This is a genomic window from Ilyobacter polytropus DSM 2926 (assembly GCF_000165505.1).
GTDB lineage: Bacteria > Fusobacteriota > Fusobacteriia > Fusobacteriales > Fusobacteriaceae > Ilyobacter > Ilyobacter polytropus.
In genome coordinates, this window is the sequence record NC_014633.1 from 278,820 (window position 1) to 300,651 (window position 21,832).

Below are 21,832 nucleotides of genomic sequence, written 5' to 3' on the forward strand. Positions count from 1 at the left end.
TTTCCTCCCGATTTATAAAAGATTATTTTGGCCATAATTGCTATTCACTTATTATTTTCAAATGTTCTCTGGCTTTTAATGCCAGTTTACATGCTTCTTCTTCTGAATCACTTAGGACCGTTATATGTCCCATTTTCCGAAATGGTTTTGTGTCTTTTTTTCCGTAAAGGTGAAGATAAGCCCCGTCGACACTCATCATCTCATCCATACCGATAACCTTGACTTTTCCTTTATAGCCATCCTCGCCTAAGATGTTTACCATGCAGGCAGGAGAGAGTAGGTCACAATTTCCTAAACTATAGTTTAAAACAGCCCTTATAAACTGTTCATACTGTGATGTTTTGCATGCCTCGATTGTGTAGTGTCCAGAGTTATGAGGTCTCGGTGCAACTTCATTGATGAGTATTTTACCTTCTTTAGTAAGGAACATTTCCACACCAAATATTCCTACGCCATCAAGAGCCTCTACACACTGAAGTGCTAATTTCTTGGCTTCTTTGCACTGATCTTCAGTTATCCTAGCAGGTGCAACTACAGTATCGCATATATTTGTTTTATCATCAAACACCATTTCCACCACTGGATAAGTAGCGATATCACCATTAAAATTTCTTGCAACCATTACTGCAATCTCTTTATCACACTCTATAAATTCCTCAAAGAAAGAGTCTCCTTGGATCATCTTCTCTATATCAGACTCATCTTTTAAAATAAAGACCCCTCTGCCGTCATATCCGCCTTTGCAGCTCTTTTGTACAACGGGAAATCCAAACTCTTTTTTCAGTTCCTCTAGGTTATCTTTTGTTACTTTTTTCCATTTTGAAGTAGGAATATTTTTTTCATCTAATAGTTCTTTTTGTTTTGACTTATCCTGAATTATCTCTATTACCCTTGAAGATGGGAATATCTTTTTTCCCTTTGCTTCAAGTTCTTTCAGGACTTCTACATTTATGTGCTCTATTTCGTAGGTAAGTACATCGCATTTTTCAGATATCTCTCTTATCTTATCCTCATCGTGCAGGCTTCCTATAATATATTCGTTTGAGATCTCGCTGGCAGGAGAAGGATGCTCCTCTGTAAGGACACAGGTATAGATATCCATTTTTCTAGCTTCAAGAATCGTCATCTTTCCAAGTTGTCCGCCGCCGATAATTCCTAATTTTTTCAACTGGTTTCTCCTCCCAAACTACATGCTTTCGAGATATTTAGCATATCCCAATTCTTCTACTTTTTCGGCCTTTGTTTCTACTTCTTCCTTCATATCAGCCATATATTTTTTTACTGTCTCTTTCACTGCCTTGTCTCTTATAGAGATTATTTTTGCTGCAAGTATTCCGGCATTTTTTGCTCCGTTTATTGCCACAGTTGCCACAGGTACTCCACCAGGCATCTGTACTATAGACAACAGCGAATCAAGACCGCTTAAGTTCGAGCTTTTAACTGGAACCCCTATAACAGGTACACTTGTTATTGCCGCCACCATACCAGGAAGGTGGGCTGCCCCACCTGCACCGGCTATGATAACGTCGATACCTCTTTCATCTGCTGTTTTTGCATATTCATACATTTTATCCACTGTCCTGTGAGCCGAAACCACAGTCAATTCATAATCTATTTTAAATTCATCTAATATTTTTGCGGCAGCACTCATTACTGGCAGATCAGAGTCACTTCCCATGATTATTCCTATTTTCCCCATTATTCTTCCTTCCTGTGAATAAGATATCTATTATTATTTAAAATACTTTACTCCGTTTTCAAATATCTTCTGTTCCTTATCCCCTATAATGTTCTTATAAAGGTTATCTCCAATTCTTTCAGAGTGCCCCATTTTACCAAGGATCTTACCGTCTGGAGATGTAATCCCCTCTATGGCATACACAGATCCATTTGGATTAAATTTAAACTCACTTGAAGGCTTCCCTTCAAAATCTACATACTGGGTTGCCACCTGGCCGTTTTCAAATAACTTTATAGCCACTTCTTCATTGGCATAAAATCTTCCCTCTCCGTGAGATACAGGAATCTCATGGACTGTTCCCACCTCTATACCAGAGAACCAAGGAGATTTATTTGATGTCACCTTTGTAGACACCATCTGCGAGATGTGCCTTCCTATATTATTAAATGTAAGGGTAGGTGAATCTTCAGTCACCTTTCCGATCTCTCCGTATGGAAGAAGTCCCGACTTAATAAGTGCCTGGAATCCATTACAGATACCTAGGATAAGACCGTCTCTTTCTAGGAATTTGGCTATAGCGTCAGCTACCTTTGGATTAGACAGCACCGTTGCTATAAATTTACCAGAACCATCAGGCTCATCTCCAGAACTGAATCCTCCTGGAATCATAAGTATCTGAGATTTATTGAGTTCCTTTAGCATTTCTTCGATAGACTCATTTATATGTTTTTGTGTAAGATTTTTAAAAGTCATTCCAGAAGTAGTCGCCCCTGCCTTTTCAAAGACTTTTTTAGCATCATATTCACAGTTTGTTCCTGGGAATGCAGGGATAAATACATTTGGATCGGCTATTTTATTTTTAGCAACGATAATCTCTTTTGCCTTGTAAGGAGTCCAGATATAATCTTTCTTCTCCTCTTTTGTTTCATATGGGAATACTGGTTCTAAAGTCTTTAGCCATGTTTTTTCAGCCTCTTCTAAAGTGATTACTGTATCTCCCACTGTTATATTTTCTTCTTCAGTGGTTGTTCCTAAGAAGACGATATTTTTTCCAGAGAGTTCTTCAGTAGCTTCTACTACAAATGAACCATAGCCGAGCCTAAATAAGTTTTCTTCAAGGTTTTCTATGTTTACCCCTACTCTGTTTCCGAAACTCATCTTTGCAAGGGCCTCTGCAACTCCGCCTTTTTTCAGTGTCATTGCCGAGATTATTTTTCCAGATTTTATATTTTCATACATATAGTTAAAGTTTCTTTTTAATTCCTTTGTGTTTGGCATTAGGTCTGCAGTCATATCATGTTTTATAAGATATATCTTGTTTCCTGCCTTTTTAAATTCTGGAGATATCACTTCACTGGCCTTTACAGGTGACACTGCGAAAGAAATCAGTGTTGGCGGTACATGAATTTCATTAAAGGTTCCACTCATAGAATCTTTTCCACCGATTGCCGCTATCTCAAACTGTTTTTGAGCAAATAATGTACCTAAAAGTGCAGAAAATGGTTTTCCCCAGTTTACAGGGTCTTTTCCTAGTTTTTGGAAATATTCCTGGAATGAGAGTCTGATCTTAGACCATTCTCCTCCTGCAGCTACGATCTTTGCTAATGATTCTACTACTGCATAGGCTCCTCCGTGGAAAGGTGACCATGAGGAAACAGCAGGGTCATATCCCCAAGAGATAGCCGAAGCCGTATCTGTCTCTCCCTTTAGGAGTGGGAACTTTTGCACACTTAGGTCTGTAGGAGTCATCTGGTACTTTCCTCCAAATGGCATAAGGACTGTAGATGCCCCTATAGAGGAGTCAAACATCTCCATAAGTCCCTTTTGCGAGGATACATTTAGAGAGGCTAACATCTTAAGCCATCTTTCTTTTCCTTCTTTTTCTGAGAAAAGTTCCTGCTCAAGAGGTGAGGACTCAGCCGGAGCCTCAAGTTCTACATTGTTTTCCTGAGTGACACCGTTTGTGTCTAGGAAATCTCTTGAGATATCTACTATCTTGTTTCCTTTCCAGAAGATCTCAAGTCTATTTCTGTCTGTTACTGTAGCTACCACTGTAGCAAGGAGATTTTCCTTGTCAGCTAAGTCTATAAACTGATCTCTGTCTTTTTCTTCTATAACTACAGCCATTCTCTCTTGTGATTCAGAGATAGCAAGTTCTGTACCGTTTAGGCCTTCGTACTTTACAGGTACTACATCTAGATCTATTTCTAACCCGTCAGCTAGTTCCCCTATGGCAACTGAAACTCCTCCTGCACCAAAGTCGTTACATTTTTTTATAAGTTTTGTAACTTCAGGATTTCTAAATAATTTTTGGATTTTTCTCTCTTCAGGAGCGTTTCCTTTTTGTACCTCTGCACCGCATGTAGCAAGGGATTCGTCAGTGTGCTCTTTAGAAGAACCAGTAGCTCCTCCGCATCCGTCTCTTCCTGTTTTTCCTCCTAGTAGAACGACTATATCCCCAGGTGCCGAGCTCTCTCTTCTTACCCAGTCAGCAGGCACTGCACCAACTACAGCTCCTACCTCCATTCTTTTTGCCTTGTATCCAGAGTGGTATATCTCTGACACATGACCTGTAGTAAGTCCGATCTGGTTACCATAGGCTGAGTATCCGTGGGCAGCTCCCTTTGTAATTTTTTTCTGAGGAAGTTTTCCAGGCATTGTATCTTCTAATTTTTCGAGAGGATCAGCAGATCCGGTAACTCTTATTGCCTGGTATACATAAGATCTTCCTGAAAGAGGGTCTCTTATGGCTCCTCCTAAACAAGTGGATGCTCCTCCGAAAGGCTCTATCTCAGTAGGGTGGTTATGGGTTTCATTTTTAAACATAAGGAGCCATTTTTCAGTTATGCCGTCTACATCAACGTCTACATATACCGAGCAGGCATTTATCTCTTCTGACACTTCAAGATCATCTAATTTTCCTGATTTTCTAAGTTCTTTACCAGAGATGGTAGCCATATCCATAAGGGAGATATGTTTTTTGTCTATTTTTTCTCCGTGGACAAACTCTCTGCTTTCAAGATATTGGTCAAAGGTTTCTTGAAGAACCTTTTGAAATCTACCTTTAGGAAATACTATCTCTTTTATTTTGGTCTCAAATGTTGTATGTCTGCAGTGATCTGACCAGTAAGTATCTAAAACTTTTATCTCAGTCTCACTAGGGTCTCTGTTTTCTGTATTTCTAAAATAACTTTGTACAAACATCATATCATCTAGAGTCATAGCAAAGCCTTCTTTAGATCTGTAAGCTTCCATCTCTTCTTCACTAAATTTCGTGAACCCCTTGATAAAAGGTACCTCTGTTGGCTTTTCAACAGATTCGATATGAAGTTTTTCAAGATTTTTCTCTCTCATTTCCACAGGGTTGATATAGAAATTCTTTACTTTTTCTAGTTGCTCGTCAGTTATCTCCCCTTGGAAGATAATGATTTTTCCGCTTGTAACTTCTACATTCTGATTTTTTTCTGATACGAGGTTCAGACATTGTATCGCTGAATCTGCTCTCTGATCAAACTGACCTGGTAAAAATTCTGCCGCAAAATATTTTTCTTCCTTAAGATCTAAGGTGTCATAGACCTGATCCATAACAACTTCTGAAAATATAGTTCTTTTGGCTTTTTCCAGCTCCTCTTTAGTAATTCCAAATATGTCGTAGCTGTTTAAGATTCTTACCTTCTGGAGCTTTTCAAGCTTAAATCCTTCCTTAAGCTCATTTAGAAGCCCCTTAGCCTCTACATCAAATCCGTCTTTCTTTTCAACATAGATACGGTAGTTCATTACTTCCCCCTAAAACCTTTTATTTTTTTTAATAACCTTCACACTTCAGTGTGGCCATATACCTACTAAATCAAGATACTAAATATTTATAAAATACCTGCTTTTTTAATATTGTATACAAAAAACCCAGGTACTTTACAGAGTGAAAGTACCTGGGTGATTAATCCCATAAACTTTCACTCATAGAAGGCCATTATCGGTGACCAGTAGAAACTCCCGACCATATTACGGGATTATATGAGTGATTTTAAAATAGTCCTGTTATTTTTCCGTTTTCATCTATATCTATAAGTTCAGCTGAAGGTTTCTTAGGCAGTCCAGGCATATCAATGATATTTCCTGCCATGGCTACTAGAAATCCTGCACCGGCTGAGAGTCTTATTTCATTCACAGTTACTGTAAAGTTTTCCGGTCTTCCTAGAAGGGCCGGGTTGTCAGAAATTGATTTTTGAGTTTTAGACACACAGATAGGAAGTTCTCCGTATCCGTTTTCCACAATAGTTTTTATTGTTTTCTTTGCCTTAGGAGAGAATACAACACCGTCGGCACCGTAGATTTCCTTTGCAATTATTTCTATTTTTTCTTCTGGAGAGCTTTCTAAAGAGTATAGAGGAGTATAGTTGTCCTCGCCTTTTTCGATTTCTCCTATGACAAGTTTTGCAAGTTCTTCTCCACCTGCACCGCCATTTGCCCATACATCGCAGTCGGCTACAGGTACATTGTGATCTGAGCATACTTTTCTTATAAGGTCAAATTCACTCTCTGTGTCTGTGACAAATCTGTTCATGGCCACAACTACCGGAAGATTGAATTTTTTCATGTTCTCTATATGTTTTTCAAGGTTTGAAAGTCCCTTTTGAAGGGCATCAAGATCCTGAACTGATAGATCTTTTGCTCCCCCGTGGTGCTTTAGGGCTCTTACAGTAGCTACCACAACAACACAGTTTGGTGTCAGCCCACCTTTTCTACATTTTATATCAAGAAACTTCTCGGCTCCGAGATCAGCTGCAAAACCGGCCTCTGTTATAGCAAAGTCAGAAAGTTTGAGGGCTAGTTTAGTAGCTAGCAATGAGTTGCATCCGTGAGCTATATTTGCAAAAGGTCCTCCGTGTATGAATACAGGAGTATTTTCTAAAGTTTGCACAAGATTTGGTTTTATGGCCTCTTTCATAAGAGCAGCAACTGCTCCCTGAACATTGAGGTCTTTTATTTTTAGAGGCGTTCCTGCAGTACTATATGCAAAGACCATCTCTCCGATTTTTTCCTTTAGGTCAGCTATAGAGTCAGCCAGACACATAGCAGCCATTATCTCAGAAGCAACTGTAATCTGGAAAGAATCCTCTCTAGGAATTCCGTTTGCAGTTCCCCCAAGTCCGATGACGATATTTCTAAGAGACCTATCGTTCATATCCATGACTCTTTTCCATGTAATTTTTGTTATATCTATATTAAGAGTGTTTCCAAATTTTAAGTGGTTGTCGATGCATGCAGATACAAGGTTGTGTGCTACCCCTATAGCATGAATATCCCCAGTAAAGTGAAGGTTGATATCCTCCATAGGTATAACCTGGGAATGTCCTCCCCCTGTGGCTCCTCCTTTAATTCCGAATACAGGTCCTAGAGAAGGTTCTCTCAAGGCGGCAATTGATTTTTTTCCTAACCTGTTTAGAGCCTGAGTAAGTCCTACTGAAACAGTTGATTTTCCCTCTCCTGCAGGAGTAGGTGTAATAGCTGTTACAAGTACTAGTTTTCCGTCTTCCTTGTTTTCCAGTTTTCTTAGTAAATTAGGATCTACCTTTGCCTTGTACTTTCCGTACTGCTCGTAGTCATCTTCACTGAGACCGATTGTTTTTGCCACTTCACTGATTTTTAATAACTTGGCTTCTTGAGCAATTTGAATATCACTTTTCATCTGCTAAAACCCTCCAATTTTTTCTGTATAATTTATATTTAAACTCCCTAAGTTTACAATTTTGGTATTTAAAAAACCTAAGTTCACATTAATTAAAGATTAATGCGTACTTAGGCCTTCTATGAAAAAATATATCGAAGTCCACACTTATCCCGTACCATTTGATCTTCAGTTGGCCTATATAGTTGCCCAAAAGTGAAAAAAATGATAACAGCACGTGTAAACCTCCTTCCTCAAAAATCATAAAAATCCGACATTTATCATATATGGAATGAAGTAAATGTCGGGACATGAATAAGTCCGGTCACTTCACCCATAGTAGCTAATTTAAGGTTAGCTGTAGAGACTCCCGACCAGATTACGGGATTATACGAGTGTTACAAATTGCGAATTTCTTTTCTACCAGGCCACTTTACCACGAAAAGTGGCTTTTGTCAAAAAATAAAACATCTGTATTACTATTTGAGAGGAAGGAAATCCTTTAAAATAAAGGGGTAAAAAAATTATTAAATAACTATCTGGATTTTTTTCCTCTTTTGAATATTTTACTTTCACATGGAATATCAAAAATTTCTTTTTTTTGATATTCCATGTGAAAGTACCTTTGAGATTGAGTTTTATAATTTTCTTAAAATTTTTTAAAAACATATCAGTTGACAGAAAGACTAAGTTTTGATATATTACTTCTTGATAATTTTTTTAATAAAGAGGGGGAAATCTGATGTTCGATTACAAGAAAAAAAACATTCTAAAACAATTGTTTTCACCTCTATCTATTTCCAATATATTTTTAGATTTTCCAGTTGAGATATTTATAGTGAATATTTCAAATATATTTATTTTTAATAATTATTTAAATTTTAGGAATAATGACTGATTGATATTATCAGTGTTATTCCTTTTTTTTTAGTCAAAAACACTTTTTATATAATGAAGGAGGATTATTACATGAAGGCTAAGTTAATCCTAGAAAACGGAATGACTTTCGATGGAAAGGCGTTTGGTTATTTTAAAGATACTACAGGAGAATTGGTTTTTAATACGAGTATGACTGGATATCAAGAGCTTCTCACTGACCCGTCTTATTACGGTCAGATAGTGGTTATGACCTACCCACTTATAGGGAACTACGGAATAAACCTAGAGGACACCGAATCAAACAGCGTAAAGGTAAGAGGTCTTGTTGTTAGAGAGGAAGGAAAATATCCAAATAACTTTAGATGTGAGATGACTCTAGACGGATACCTAAAGCAACACAAGGTAATGGGATTTAAAGGTGTAGATACAAGACAACTTACAAAAATTATAAGAGAAATAGGAACATGTAAGGCGATAATAACGACAGAAGAGCTGACTCAGAAAGAACTTAAAGAAAAATTTGATAATTTTTCCAATAGATACGCTGTGAAGGAAGTTTCAAGTCAGGAGAAATATGTAATACCTGGTAAAGGTAAAAAAATCGGGGTAATGGATTTTGGAATAAAGCAAAATATATTGAGATCGTTTGAAAAACGTGGATGTGAACTCACTGTATTTCCATTTGGAACAACTGCCGAAGAGATACTGAAACATGACCTAGACGGTCTTTTCCTGTCAAATGGTCCTGGAGATCCTGCTGATCTTACAGACACAGTAAACGAGATAAAAAAAATAGTAGGTAAAATGCCTCTTATAGGTATCTGTCTAGGGCATCAGCTTCTGGCATGGGCTCTAGGAGGAAGCACAGTAAAACTAAAATACGGGCACAGAGGTGGAAATCATCCTGTAAAGGACCTTCAGAAAAACAAGATTTTTATCACGGCTCAAAACCACGGCTATGTGGTAGATAAAATGCCAGAAGGTGTAGAGGTCACTCATGTGAATCTAAATGACAACTCTGTAGAGGGAATGAAAAGTGATGAACTGAAAGTAATGAGCATCCAGTATCACCCTGAAGCTTGTCCCGGACCTGAGGATTCTGGATATATCTTTGATGATTTTCTAAAAGCTATAGATAAATAAAAAAATTAAAAGAAAAGTCGGACAGATATTTTTAGATAGATCAGATAAACTCATATTTTAGGAGGAAACTATGTTAGATAAATCAATAAAGAAAACCCTTGTAATCGGATCTGGGCCTATAGTGATAGGTCAGGCGGCGGAGTTTGATTATTCAGGAACTCAAGCTTGCGAAGCCTTAAAGCAGGAGGGTATAGAGGTTGTACTTATAAACTCAAACCCTGCAACTATAATGACAGACAGAGCAGTTGCAGACAGGATTTACATAGAGCCTATTACCATAGAATTTGTAGAAAAGGTGATAAAAAAAGAAAGACCTGATTCCATATTGGCTGGAATGGGTGGACAGACTGCCTTGAATATAGCGGTTGAACTTTATGACAGCGGAATTTTAGATAAATATAATGTAAAAGTAATAGGAACTCCCATCGATTCCATAAAAAGAGGAGAGGACAGAGACCTATTTAGAGATGCAATGAAAAAAATAGGGGAACCTACCATCGAGAGTAAGATAGTTGAAAACCTAAAGGATGGTCTAGAATTTGCAGCCCAGATAGGTTATCCTCTTGTAGTTAGACCTGCATATACTTTAGGAGGATCAGGAGGAGGAATAGCCAACGATCCTCAGGAACTAGAAGACATACTTCTTAAAGGTCTAAAGCTTTCAAGGGTAGGACAGGTTTTAGTAGAAAAGTCTATCTTAGGTTGGAAAGAGGTAGAGTATGAAGTAATCAGAGACGAGAATGGAAACTGTATCACAGTGTGTAATATGGAAAACATTGACCCAGTGGGAATACATACAGGAGACTCTATAGTTGTGGCTCCATCTCAGACTCTTTCTGATAAAGAGTATCAGATGCTTAGAACTTCATCTATAAAAATAATAAATGAGATCGGTGTAATCGGTGGATGCAACGTTCAGTTTGCCCTTCATCCAAAGTCGTTTAAGTATGCGATTATAGAGATTAACCCAAGAGTTTCAAGATCCTCAGCCCTTGCATCAAAAGCCACAGGATATCCTATTGCAAGAGTTGCCACAAAACTTTCTCTTGGTTATACCCTAGATGAGGTAAAAAATGAAGTTACAGGTCAGACCTATGCATGTTTCGAGCCTGCACTTGACTACTGTGTAGTAAAGATACCTAAGTGGCCATTTGATAAATTTAAGAAAGCAGACAGAAAACTCGGAACTAAGATGATGGCAACAGGAGAGATCATGGCTATCGGAAATAATTTTGAGGCGGCCTTCTTAAAAGGGATAAGATCCCTGGAAATAGGTCAGTATAATATGGAGCATCCTGTAGCTAAGAAAATGTCAATCAGAGAGCTCAAAAATGCCGTAATGAGACCTGATGACGAGAGAATATTTGTAGCAGCAGAGATGCTAAGACGTGGATATGTAAAGTCTAAACTCCAAAAGATTACCGGTATGGATAAGTTTTTCATGGAAAAAATAGAGTGGATAGTAAAACAGGAAGAACTTCTCAAAAGAAGTACTTTAAAAGATATGGATAAGCATACCCTAAGAAATTTAAAGAAAAAAGGTTTCTCTGATAAAGGAATAGCGGCTCTTATGAATGTCTCTGAGGCGGATATTGTCGCTAAGAGAAAAGAGCTTGATATCAGACCTGTATACAAGATGGTAGATACTTGTGCAGCAGAATTTGATGCAGTTTCATCTTACTATTATTCTACCTATGATATCTATGATGAAGTAACTGTTTCTGACAAAAGAAAAATACTTGTTGTTGGCTCTGGTCCAATAAGAATAGGCCAGGGAATAGAATTTGACTATTGTACGGTTCACAGTATAAAAGCCCTTCAGAAGATGGGAATAGAAACTATCATTATAAACAATAATCCTGAGACTGTATCTACTGACTTTTCTACTGCAGACAAGCTTTATTTTGAGCCACTTATTACAGAAGATGTAATGAATATAATCGAAAAAGAGCAGCCTGAAGGTGTGGTTCTTCAGTTTGGAGGACAGACAGCTATAAAACTTGCCAATGATCTAGCAGCAGCTGGGGTAAAGATAATAGGTACTTCTGCAGACAAGATCGATGAGGCAGAGGATAGAGAAAGATTTGAAGCAATGATGGAAAAACTAGATATAAAGAGACCAAAAGGAAGAGCTGTCTGGAAAATAGAGCCTGGAATAGAGATTGCAAATTCAGTGGGTTATCCTGTGCTTGTTAGACCTTCTTATGTTCTTGGAGGGCAGGGAATGGAAATCTGTCACGATGAATATAACCTTGTAAAATATCTCGAAGCTTCTTTTGACAGAGATCCTGAAAATCCAGTACTTATAGATAAATACCTAAATGGTATAGAGATAGAAATAGATGCAATATGTGATGGGGAAGATGTACTTATACCTGGAATAATGGAACATCTAGAAAGAGCTGGAGTTCACTCAGGGGATTCGATAACTGTTTATCCTTCTAAGAATCTTTATGAAGGTACAGAGGTAAAAATCTTAGACTATGCCAAGAAGATAGCTAAAGAGTTAGAGATAAGCGGAATGATGAATATTCAGTTTATAGCCTTTGAAAATGAGATATATGTAATAGAAGTAAACCCTAGATCATCTAGAACTGTTCCTTATATATCAAAGGTAACAGGAGTTCCTATGATAGAGCTGGCCACAAAAGTAATGTTAGGTGAAAAACTGGCAGATATGGAATATGGAACAGGAATCTATAAAAAACCAAATGTCTACGCTGTAAAAGTACCTGTGTTTTCAACAGAAAAACTTGGAAATGTAGAAGTTTCCCTAGGACCTGAGATGAAATCTACAGGTGAAGTATTAGGAGTGTCTGAAAGTCTAGATGAAGCTATCTACAAGGGACTTGTAGGTGGATACAGGCTGAGTCAGATAAAAAATAAAAATGTTCTTGTTACCATAAGAGATAAGGATAAAGAGGAGTTTTTACCTCTTGCAAAGAGACTTATAGGACAGGGATGTAAATTATTTTCTACAGTGGGAACTCAGAAATTCCTTGAGACACACGGAATCACTGCAGAAAAGGTAAATAAAATATCTGAGGAAAATCCAAATATTCTTGATAAACTTAAGAATAGAGAGATAGACCTGCTAATAAACACTGCAACTAAGGCCAATGACGCCATGAGAGATGGGTTCAGAATAAGAAGAACTGCAATTGAATATGGAGTGGAGGTTCTTACTTCCCTTGATACTTTAAATGCTATACTTAATATTATGGAGAAAAATATTCATCTGAACAAAGAACTCAAAGTGTATGACATATCACAAATATAAAACTTAAGAAATAATCCATTAAAGAAGGGTGATCCAGGTAGAAAAACTACTTGAGGATCACCCTTTTTAATGAAGAATTGCAGTTTAATAATTTTGTTTTAATTTAATAATTCTGATGCAATAAGCTCTAAGACCTGGGTTTCCCTTTCAATGGAAAGTCCCATTTTTTCATCTTTTTTTGATATTACTTCTTTATTATGAGCAATAGCCTCGTGGATATCGATCCAAAGTGCACTCATCCCGTTTTTGATCTCATAATCTTCTAAGCTTGATGTTCCCAATTCGTCAGCAATGCTACAAATATAAAAGTGAGAAGTCATATGCATAAAGTCAAAGTCATCATAATGAACAGGTCTAAATTCTTCGTAAATGCCATAGTGACCGTCAACCTCTATATCTCTTGCACCTGTCTCTTCAACAAGCTCTCTTTTCAGTCCTTCTATCAGGTCCTCATGGGGTTCTACTCCACCTCCTGGAAAGCTGTAGTCATTGTATCTTTTTGTGTATAGCATCAGAATTTTTGAATCTTTTAAAACAATCCCTCTTGCAGCTATTCTTCTATAGGGATTTCCATCTAAACTGTTCAGACTATTGTGAACAGATTTTTTTAATAATCTCATAAAGCACCTCTAAAATAAATTATTCATAATATTTAAATATTTTATCACAAAAAACAAAAAACTTCCAATTAAAGGGATTCTTGTAGGGGAATGTCATTATTTTGTTATATTGAGAAATTAATTGACATTATTATAGTTAGATATTGTTGAAAAATTTGGTTCAATTGTCCAAAATATTTTGTTATAATGTTATTTTAAATTAAAGTATTGAATTTATAGGGATTCGTTACTTTTCTCTTGAAAGAAAAGTAACCAAAAGTTCAAGAATTTTCAAATGTCTAGGAAGTAGATATTTCTTTTATCGCCTTTGTAAGCTACAGTCCTCGGTTCCCTGCGGAACTTATTCTGTAGGACGGCTTAGTCCAGGTTCTTTCCTGTATAAGCCCTGCGACTTGAAAATTCAAAAAATATAAAACCGTATGTTCTCTCTATAAGAAGCAAGCGCAAAGGTTTATCAAAGTTTTCTCACTCAAAAAGGGTTTTTAAGTTTTTGGCCATTGACAAAATCAGCGTTAAGAATAACCGCAGTAAAATTCTTAGAAAAAATCGACTGTATGAGCGTAGCGAGTTTCGAGTTTTTCTTGGATTTTCAAGGTTGTTTAGCTTATTTTTCACAGGACTTGATTTTTGGTTACTTTTCATCAAGGAAAAGTAACGGAACTTTGGATAAAGTCAGTAATTTATTTAAACCAGTAACTATATTTAAGTAAAAAAGCTCTAAATTAATTTTGGGGGTAAATTCCCAGGTTTTGAATAAAATAAACTCAGATAAGTTCAACAGGAGGAATCAGTGAAAAAATCCCCTACTAACATAAAGAAAATAACAACTGAAATTTTTATAAAAATAGCAATGATCGTCCTTCCGCTACTTTTGGTTGTGGGTATACTTATAGACAGTGCCTACAAGTATGAAATTGAAAAATCCAAGAAAAACATTCTTGGTGAAATTTCAAATAAAACTGAAATTTTCGAAAAGACCGTTCAGTCACTTTTTCAGGAAGTTTTTCAGGATGTATATATAATAGAAAATGCAAATGAATTTGAAGATTTTATGCAAAATCAGAGTTATCAAAAAAGAATTGAAGCCCGAAGACTCTTTGAGCGTTACATGGGAAATAAAAGAGACTACCTACAACTGAGGTTCATAGGTATAGATGGGAAAGAGGTCATTAGAGTAGATAGGCTAAATGATCAAGTAATAGTTGTTCCAGATGAAAAACTACAGCAGAAAAAAGACAGGTCTTACTTTGCAAACTGTATAAATTCCAAAAAAGAAGGAATTTACATATCAAATCTAGACTTAAATATCGAGTTTGGGAAAATAATTGAACCCTATGTTCCTGTAATAAGATTTTCCAAAGCTGTAAAAGATAAAACTGGAAATATAATTGGAGTTGTTGTTATAAATTATGATGGGCAGAAGTTTATAAACTCCTTTAAAGATTATCTGAGGGATAACAGGAATTTTGTAGAGCTTTTTCTAACAGATAATGAGGGATATTATCTGTCCAATGAAGATTCTGACAAAAACTTTGGTTTTATGTTTGAGGGGAAATCATCAGACTACACAGTGAAAAAAGAGATCCCAGAATTATGGAATGAAATTATAAAAAATTCTGAAAAAACAGTTGAAATAAAAGATAGGATTTTTTACTTTAAAAAACTTATGCCGACTTTTAAAGATTCAGTGTACTTTGAGGATACAGATTATTACTGGAATATTATTACCACAATAAAAGAACAGAACATACCAAAGATGTTTTCAGAACAATTTTTATTCAAAAAAAATATGAAGTTTTATATACTTTTTACGTTGTTTTTACTGAGCTCGATAATAATAACTATCCTCCATCTGAAAAAAAAGGAAAGTGATCAGCTTTACTTAACTAAGATGATTTTAGGTCATGTGGAAGAGGCAGTTTTAATAACCGACCATAAAAGAAACATACTAGACCTGAACAAAGGCTTTACAAAAATGACTGGATATTCAAGAGAAGAGGCATTAAATCTAAACACAAAAATATTCAGCTATGACAAGTCGCATCCGAAACTATATATGAAGATAAAAGAACAACTTGAAAAGGGACGTGACTGGAAAGGGGAGCTCTGGCTCAGAAAAAAAGATGGATCTAAGTACCCTGCACTTCTGACGATAAATAATATAATAAATCCAAAAAATAAGAAGACTGATTATTACGTCTCAGTTATAAAAGACCTTTCACGGGAAAAGGAGAAAGAGGCGGAGATTGAGTATCTTTTGACTCATAATTCAAAAACCAATCTTCCAAATGAATTTATGTTTTATAGCTTTATAGATGAAGAGATAAAAAAAGAAAATGAATTTGGTGTTTTGTATGTGAAATTGAAAAAAATAGATGATCTGGAGATGAAATATAACGAAGAATATTTAAGTATTATTTATGAAGAAGTAATTGCAAAATTAAGGGGTTTAGCTGGTGACGATGGCAATATAGCTCATATTTCAAAAGATGTATTTATTGTTATATTCAAATTCTCAGAGGATAAATATTTTATAAACAGATCTCTTACAGAACTGTCTTCGAGACTAAAATCCACCATAAAGATAAGAGATAAGGATATAAATATTGAGTTTGACTTCGGAGCTGTTTTCTTCCCGGAACACGGTAACTCTCCTAAAGAACTTTTGAGGAAGGCTATGTTCTCAGTAAAGGCACTGAAATATTATCCAGATAGAAGTTTTTTAATTTATCAGAATTCCCTGGAAAAAAAGATACAAAGAGAGCTAGATATTGAGGAGCACCTTCCTCTTGCAATCAAAAATAATGAACTAGAGGTATATTTTCAGCCGCAGGTAAACAGTGAAAAGGATATGCTTATAGGAGCGGAAGCTTTGCTCCGTTGGAACAGCAAATCCTTGGGCAGTGTTTCTCCTGCTGAGTTTATACCCATTGCTGAAAGTATAGGGGTTATCAATAAATTAGGTATGTGGGTAGTAAAAGAAGTAGCCAGACAGACGAAATTTCTGGGACTTGATAAACATAAAGATATTAAAATTTCAATTAATTTGTCTGCTACTGATTTTAAAAATGAGTTTCTTGTGGAAGAGATCACATATATCTTAGAGATATACGGACTTGATTTTTCCCAGTTTGAAATAGAACTCACTGAAGGGGTTTTGGTAGATGATTATGATTATGTTAAACCAAAATTAGATGAATTTCAGATGAATGGAATATCTGTGGCCATAGATGATTTTGGAACTGGATTTTCTTCTATGACTCACCTTAAAAAATTGAACTTTGACAAAATTAAGATAGACAGAACTTTTATAAAAGACTATCCGAAATCAGACAGCGGTTCTATAGCTGAGATAATAACATATCTTGCAAAAAGACTTGATATCAATGTGATCGCAGAAGGAGCAGAGACCAAAGAGCAAGTGGAATTCTTAAGAGGCATAGGATGTTCCAATATACAGGGATATTATTACAGCAAACCTCTTTCAGCTTCTGATTTTAAGGAATATATAGATACTTATTTTCTAAATAAAGAACAAATTTAGTGACAGAATTTATATAGGGAATTTTTTAAAATAAACTTTTGAAATTATAAAAGAAAAAAATTCACTTGAAAAATATCTCTTAAAGTATTAAACTTATATATGTAATATTATAATTTATTTTTTTGGTATATGATTTAAATTTTATGAGGATTTGCGCGTTATTTTATTCCAAGTTATATAAGAGCACCATTGTTATATTTTTATTATTTTATTAAAAAGGGTATTTCAATAAAATTTAGCGACCTAAGAGACAGGGTATTTATAGTTTACATCAACAATGATTTAAAATCATAAAATGAAAGTACAAAAGGGAGGAAATTATGAAAAAACACTTATCCTTGGTCGCCTTTATAATGGCGATCATATTCGGAGCTGTGGCCTGTGGTAAAAAAGCAGAAACGAGTAAAAAATATTTTAGATTGGCAAAAGATGTAGAAATGGCATCTATGGATCATCACCTTGCTTCAGACGGGCTTTCTTTCGAGACAATAGGTGCGACAATAGAAGGACTGTACGGTGTAGACGGTGCAGGAACACCTATTCCTGCCATTGCCGAGTCTTACGAGGTTTCAGAAGACGGACTGAATTACACATTTTATCTAAGAAAAGAAGCAAAGTGGTCAAATGGAGACCCTGTAACTGCAAAAGACTTTGTTTTTGCATGGAGAAGACTTGTTGATCCGGTTATAGCCAGTGAATATAACTTCATTATGGACATAGCTTCTGTAAAAAATGCTTCAAAGGTAATATCAGGAGAGCTTAAAACAGATGAGCTAGGAGTAAAAGCAGTAGACGACAATACCTTAGAGGTTAATTTAGAGGTTCCAGTACCGTACTTTATAAGTCTAATGTCTTTCCCTTCTTTCTTTCCTATGAATGAAAAGTTTGTAACAGAAAAAGGCGACCAGTATGCTATGACACCTGATGACCTTCTTGCCAACGGACCATTTAAAATGGTGGAATGGAACAGAGGTTACGGATTTAAACTTGACAAAAATCCAGATTACTATGATGCTTCAAGTGTAAAAATAGACGGAGTGGATATACGTATAATAAAGGATAATCAGACGGCTGCCTTAAAGTTTGAGAAAAATGAGCTGGATATGGTAAAACTTTCTGCAGAGCTTGTAGATAAGTATAAATCAAATGAGGCTTTGACTAAGATGCCAGCAGGATATCTATGGTATATGGCTCCAAATTTCAAAAACGAAATATTTTCAAATGTTAATGCTAGAAAGGCCCTGTCTCACGCCGTAAATAAACAGTATATAGTTGACAATATTATGAATGACGGTTCTACATCTGCAGACTTTATAGTCCCTGTAGGTCTTGCAACAGGTCCTGATGCAAAAGATTTCCGTGCAACTTCTGATTCATATACTAAATATGATAAGGAAAAAGCTCTAGAATATTGGAATAAAGCCAAATCAGAACTAAAGTTAGATAAGATGGAGATAGAACTAGTATTTGATGATTTTGAAAGTAATAAAAAAATAGCAGAATTTGTGCAATCTGAACTTCAGGTAAATCTTCCTGGATTAATGGTAAGCTTAAAGGCTCAGCCAAAGAAAAATCGTCTTGCTTTAATGCGTAGCGGAGATTATGACCTTGGACTTACACGTTGGGGGCCTGATTTTGCAGATCCGCTTACATATTTAGGAATGTTTGAAACAGGTAATCCTACAAACTATCCTCAATATAGCAGTGAGGCTTATGACAAAATGATTTTTGATGTATCCAAAGGAGAACTTGCATCCAAACCGGAAGCTCGTTGGGAAATGATGAAAACTGCAGAGAAACTTCTTGTAGAAGAAGACGCAGCAGTGGCACCTCTATACCAGAGAGGTTACTCATTCTTGAAAAATCCTAAGATAAAAAATCTAGAGTACCATACAGTGGGAATTTCTTTTGTCTATAAGAATATGACTATCGAAGACTAATATATAAATTTAACTGATAAAGCCATAGGCGGCGGAAGTCAAGGCCTATGGCTTTATTACAATATTTGGACTAAAAAAAAGGAGTTGAGATACATGCTGAAATATATCGGAAAGCGATTACTGATTTCAGTAGCTACCCTGTGGGTCATCCTGACGATATTATTTTTACTTTTAGAACTAATGCCAGGTTCTCCTTTTAATGATGAGAAGCTAAACAGAGATCAGAAAATATTGCTAGATCAAAAGTACGGTTTAGACAAGCCGCTTCCTATAAGATATTCTAGATACATGCAAAATATTGTTTTTAAGGGAGATTTTGGGGATTCATACACTATACAGAAAAACTATCCTGTTATAGAGATTATAAATAAAAGACTTGCTGTCTCTGCCCGTCTTGGGTTTCAGGCACTTTTATTTGGATCAATTATAGGAATAGTCTTAGGGGCCATAGCAGCCATTTACCGTAACACTATATGGGACACCATGACGACAATGTTTGCAGTTATAGGCGTTTCGGTGCCATCCTATGTATTTGCATTGGGGCTCAGTTATTTCTTGGGGTACAAACTATCCTGGTTTCCCTTTACATATGACATCTATTCCCCTATTGAATCTAGTGTCCTTCCTACAATGGCCCTGGCAATGTTTGTAATAGCTACAGTTGCACGTTTCATGAGAACCGAACTGGTGGAAGTTTTGGGATCAGATTATATCTTACTGGCAGAAACAAAGGGACTAACAACTACAAAGGTCATAGCAAGACACTCAATAAGAAATGCGTTAATTCCTGTAATAACTGTTTTAGGACCTTTGACTGTTGGTCTTATGACTGGTTCTCTAGTTATTGAAAGAATATTTGGTATCCCGGGAGTTGGGGATCTGCTTGTAACTGCAATCAGTGTAAATGATTTTAATGTAATAATAGCAATCTCTTTTTTCTATAGTATATTTTATATATTTATGATGTTGATTATAGATGTATTATACGGAGTCATTGACCCTAGAATCAGAGTAACAGGAGGGGATTCTAATGGATAACAACATCAAGGTATATGACAAAGAGATGTTTGAACGTGTTTTTTCTGAAGAAAAAGTACAAAAAGATATAGTCTACAAGGGAGTGAGTTTCTGGAAAGATGTGAGACTCCGTTTTAAGCAAAACAAAGGTGCGATTTTTGGAATTATAATGATCACAGTCATCATATTTTTTGCCGTACTTGGGCCTCATATGAACAGACACAGTTATAGAAGCATAGAACAGCAGCATGCAAACCTTCCTCCTAGGATAGCAGTGGTTGAAAAAATTGGAATTTTTGACGGTACCTTGGAAGATAAAAATATATATCTTGAAAAAGGACTTGAGGATGTATACTATTGGTTTGGGACAGACAGTCTAGGAAGGGACATCTGGACCCGTGTATGGATAGGGACTAGAGTTTCTCTTTATATAGCCTTGCTGGCAGTAATAATAGATATGCTTATAGGAATGGGCTATGGCCTGATCTCAGGATATGTAGGGGGCAGAACAGATACGGTGATGCAAAGGATAATTGAGATTATGAGTGGAATACCGAATCTTGTAATTGTCACTCTTTTTGTTATGATAATGAACCCTGGAATAATGTCTATTTCTCTCGCCCTTGTTATCACCGGGTGGATAGGGATGAGTCGTGTTGTACGTTCACAGGTTCTAAAAATGAAGGAGCTAGATTTTATACTTGCATCTAAAACTCTAGGTGCCAGTTCTAAGCAGATAATCGCAAAGGATCTCCTTCCGAATATTTTTGGACAGGTTATCATTATGAGTATGTTTTCCATTCCGAATGCTATATTCTATGAGTCATTTTTGGCATTTATAGGTCTTGGATTGCAGCCGCCTATGGCTTCCTTAGGAGTGCTTATAAGCGATGGATATAAATCAGTACTGGTTTATCCCTATATGATAGTTACTCCTATCCTAGTTCTGGCTTTTCTCATGCTAAGTTTTAACCTCGTTGCAGACGGGTTGAGAGATGCCTTAGATCCAAAAATGAAACAACAATAAGAGGTGAAAAATGGTTAAAGATAAAATAATTGAAATAAAAGATTTGCATGTCTCATTTGAGACTCACAACGGAAAGGTATCTGCCATAAGAGGAGTCGACCTGGATTTGTATGAAGGGGAAACCCTGGCCATAGTAGGGGAAAGTGGATCAGGAAAATCTGTTACTACAAAGGTGCTCATGGGTATTCTGGCAAAAAACGGAATGATTGACCAGGGAGAGGTTTTATTTGAAGGAAAGGACCTCACAAGGCTTCCAAAGAAAGATATGGTAGCTATCCGTGGTAAAAAAATAGCCATGATTTTTCAGGATCCCATGACCTCTCTAAATCCAACTATGACAATAGGAAAGCAGATTGCAGAGTGTCTCATAGAGAATCAAAATAAGTCAAAGAAAGAGGCCAAAGAAAAAGCTCTCGAGCTTATAAATCTTGTAGGAATAACGCAACCGGAAAAAAGATTTAAGCAGTACCCTCACCAGCTTAGCGGGGGTATGCGTCAAAGGGTGGTCATAGCCATTGCCCTTGCATGTAATCCCAAGGTATTGATTGCAGATGAACCTACTACGGCACTAGATGTGACTATACAGGCTCAAATCATTGACCTTATAAAAGACCTTCAGGATAAGATGAAAATTTCCATAATTTTTATTACCCACGACCTTGGAGTAGTGGCAAATGTGGCAGACCGTGTGGCTGTAATGTATGCAGGGAAGATTGTGGAATATGGAAAGTCTGAGGAGATATTTTTTGACCCGAGGCACCCCTATACATGGGGACTTTTGGCCTCTATGCCAAACCTCGAGTCAGAGGGAGAGGAGCTTTATGCCATCCCTGGGTCTCCTCCAAACCTTCTTTATCCTCCAAAAGGAGATGCCTTTGCAGTTCGAAGTGAGTACGCACTCAAGATTGATTTTGAAGAACAGCCTCCATTTTTCAAGATAAGTGACACACATTATGCCGCCACTTGGCTGCTTCACGAGGATGCTCCCAAAGTAGAGTTGCCCCATGTATTGAAAGAGAAGATTTAGAGGATA

12 protein-coding genes and 2 riboswitches are annotated in these 21,832 nt (G+C 36.5%); of the genes, 7 read left to right on the forward strand and 5 right to left on the reverse strand.

The features are described from left to right. Positions 1-40 precede the first annotated feature (40 nt). The 4 genes from purK to ILYOP_RS11285 form a co-directional block, all read right to left on the reverse strand. Positions 41-1,168, reverse strand: a complete 1,128-nt coding sequence (gene purK, locus ILYOP_RS11270; protein ID WP_013388626.1) for a 5-(carboxyamino)imidazole ribonucleotide synthase — start codon at positions 1,166-1,168, stop codon at positions 41-43. 18 nt (positions 1,169-1,186) lie between these two features. Then, complete coding sequence (gene purE, locus ILYOP_RS11275) at positions 1,187-1,699, reverse strand: 5-(carboxyamino)imidazole ribonucleotide mutase (protein WP_013388627.1); 513 nt, start codon at positions 1,697-1,699, stop codon at positions 1,187-1,189. Between the two features lie 33 nt (positions 1,700-1,732). Continuing rightward, on the reverse strand, positions 1,733-5,458 hold the full coding sequence (locus tag ILYOP_RS11280) for a phosphoribosylformylglycinamidine synthase (RefSeq protein ID WP_013388628.1): 3,726 nt from the start codon (positions 5,456-5,458) through the stop codon (positions 1,733-1,735). Between the two features lie 163 nt (positions 5,459-5,621). Continuing rightward, a riboswitch (purine riboswitch) is annotated at positions 5,622-5,719 on the reverse strand. Next, positions 5,706-7,370, reverse strand: a complete 1,665-nt coding sequence (locus ILYOP_RS11285) for a formate--tetrahydrofolate ligase (RefSeq protein ID WP_013388629.1) — start codon at positions 7,368-7,370, stop codon at positions 5,706-5,708. It overlaps the preceding riboswitch by 14 nt. Positions 7,371-7,666: 296 nt before the next feature. Next, positions 7,667-7,764: riboswitch (purine riboswitch) on the reverse strand. Between the two features lie 554 nt (positions 7,765-8,318). On the opposite strand from ILYOP_RS11285, the gene carA reads away from it, so the two are divergent. Next, on the forward strand, positions 8,319-9,371 hold the full coding sequence (carA, locus tag ILYOP_RS11295) for a glutamine-hydrolyzing carbamoyl-phosphate synthase small subunit (RefSeq protein WP_013388631.1): 1,053 nt from the start codon (positions 8,319-8,321) through the stop codon (positions 9,369-9,371). A gap of 70 nt (positions 9,372-9,441) precedes the next feature. Then, positions 9,442-12,651, forward strand: a complete 3,210-nt coding sequence (gene carB, locus ILYOP_RS11300) for a carbamoyl-phosphate synthase large subunit (RefSeq protein ID WP_013388632.1) — start codon at positions 9,442-9,444, stop codon at positions 12,649-12,651. A gap of 98 nt (positions 12,652-12,749) precedes the next feature. On the opposite strand, the gene ILYOP_RS11305 is transcribed toward carB, so the two are convergent. Further along, on the reverse strand, positions 12,750-13,271 hold the full coding sequence (locus tag ILYOP_RS11305) for an NUDIX hydrolase (protein WP_013388633.1): 522 nt from the start codon (positions 13,269-13,271) through the stop codon (positions 12,750-12,752). Positions 13,272-14,061: 790 nt separating this feature from the next. Here ILYOP_RS11305 and ILYOP_RS11310 point away from each other — a divergent pair. The 5 genes from ILYOP_RS11310 (at position 14,062) to ILYOP_RS11330 (ending at position 21,826) form a co-directional block, all read left to right on the forward strand. Then, entirely contained in the window at positions 14,062-16,815 is a 2,754-nt protein-coding gene (locus ILYOP_RS11310) for a bifunctional diguanylate cyclase/phosphodiesterase (RefSeq protein ID WP_013388634.1), read from the forward strand. 320 nt (positions 16,816-17,135) lie between these two features. Continuing rightward, positions 17,136-18,755 carry a peptide ABC transporter substrate-binding protein gene (locus tag ILYOP_RS11315; protein WP_013388635.1) on the forward strand — a complete coding sequence of 540 codons (1,620 nt, stop codon included), beginning with the start codon at positions 17,136-17,138 and terminating at the stop codon, positions 18,753-18,755. Positions 18,756-18,848: 93 nt separating this feature from the next. Next, the gene (locus ILYOP_RS11320; protein ID WP_013388636.1) at positions 18,849-19,793 is read left to right on the forward strand and encodes an ABC transporter permease; all 945 of its coding nucleotides are present in this window, start codon (positions 18,849-18,851) and stop codon (positions 19,791-19,793) included. Next, positions 19,786-20,799 carry an oligopeptide ABC transporter permease gene (gene opp3C, locus ILYOP_RS11325; protein ID WP_013388637.1) on the forward strand — a complete coding sequence of 338 codons (1,014 nt, stop codon included), beginning with the start codon at positions 19,786-19,788 and terminating at the stop codon, positions 20,797-20,799. The genes ILYOP_RS11320 and opp3C overlap by 8 nt, the downstream gene beginning before the upstream one ends. Before the next feature lie 10 nt (positions 20,800-20,809). Continuing rightward, the gene (locus tag ILYOP_RS11330; RefSeq protein WP_013388638.1) at positions 20,810-21,826 is read left to right on the forward strand and encodes an ABC transporter ATP-binding protein; all 1,017 of its coding nucleotides are present in this window, start codon (positions 20,810-20,812) and stop codon (positions 21,824-21,826) included. Positions 21,827-21,832: the final 6 nt, after the last annotated feature.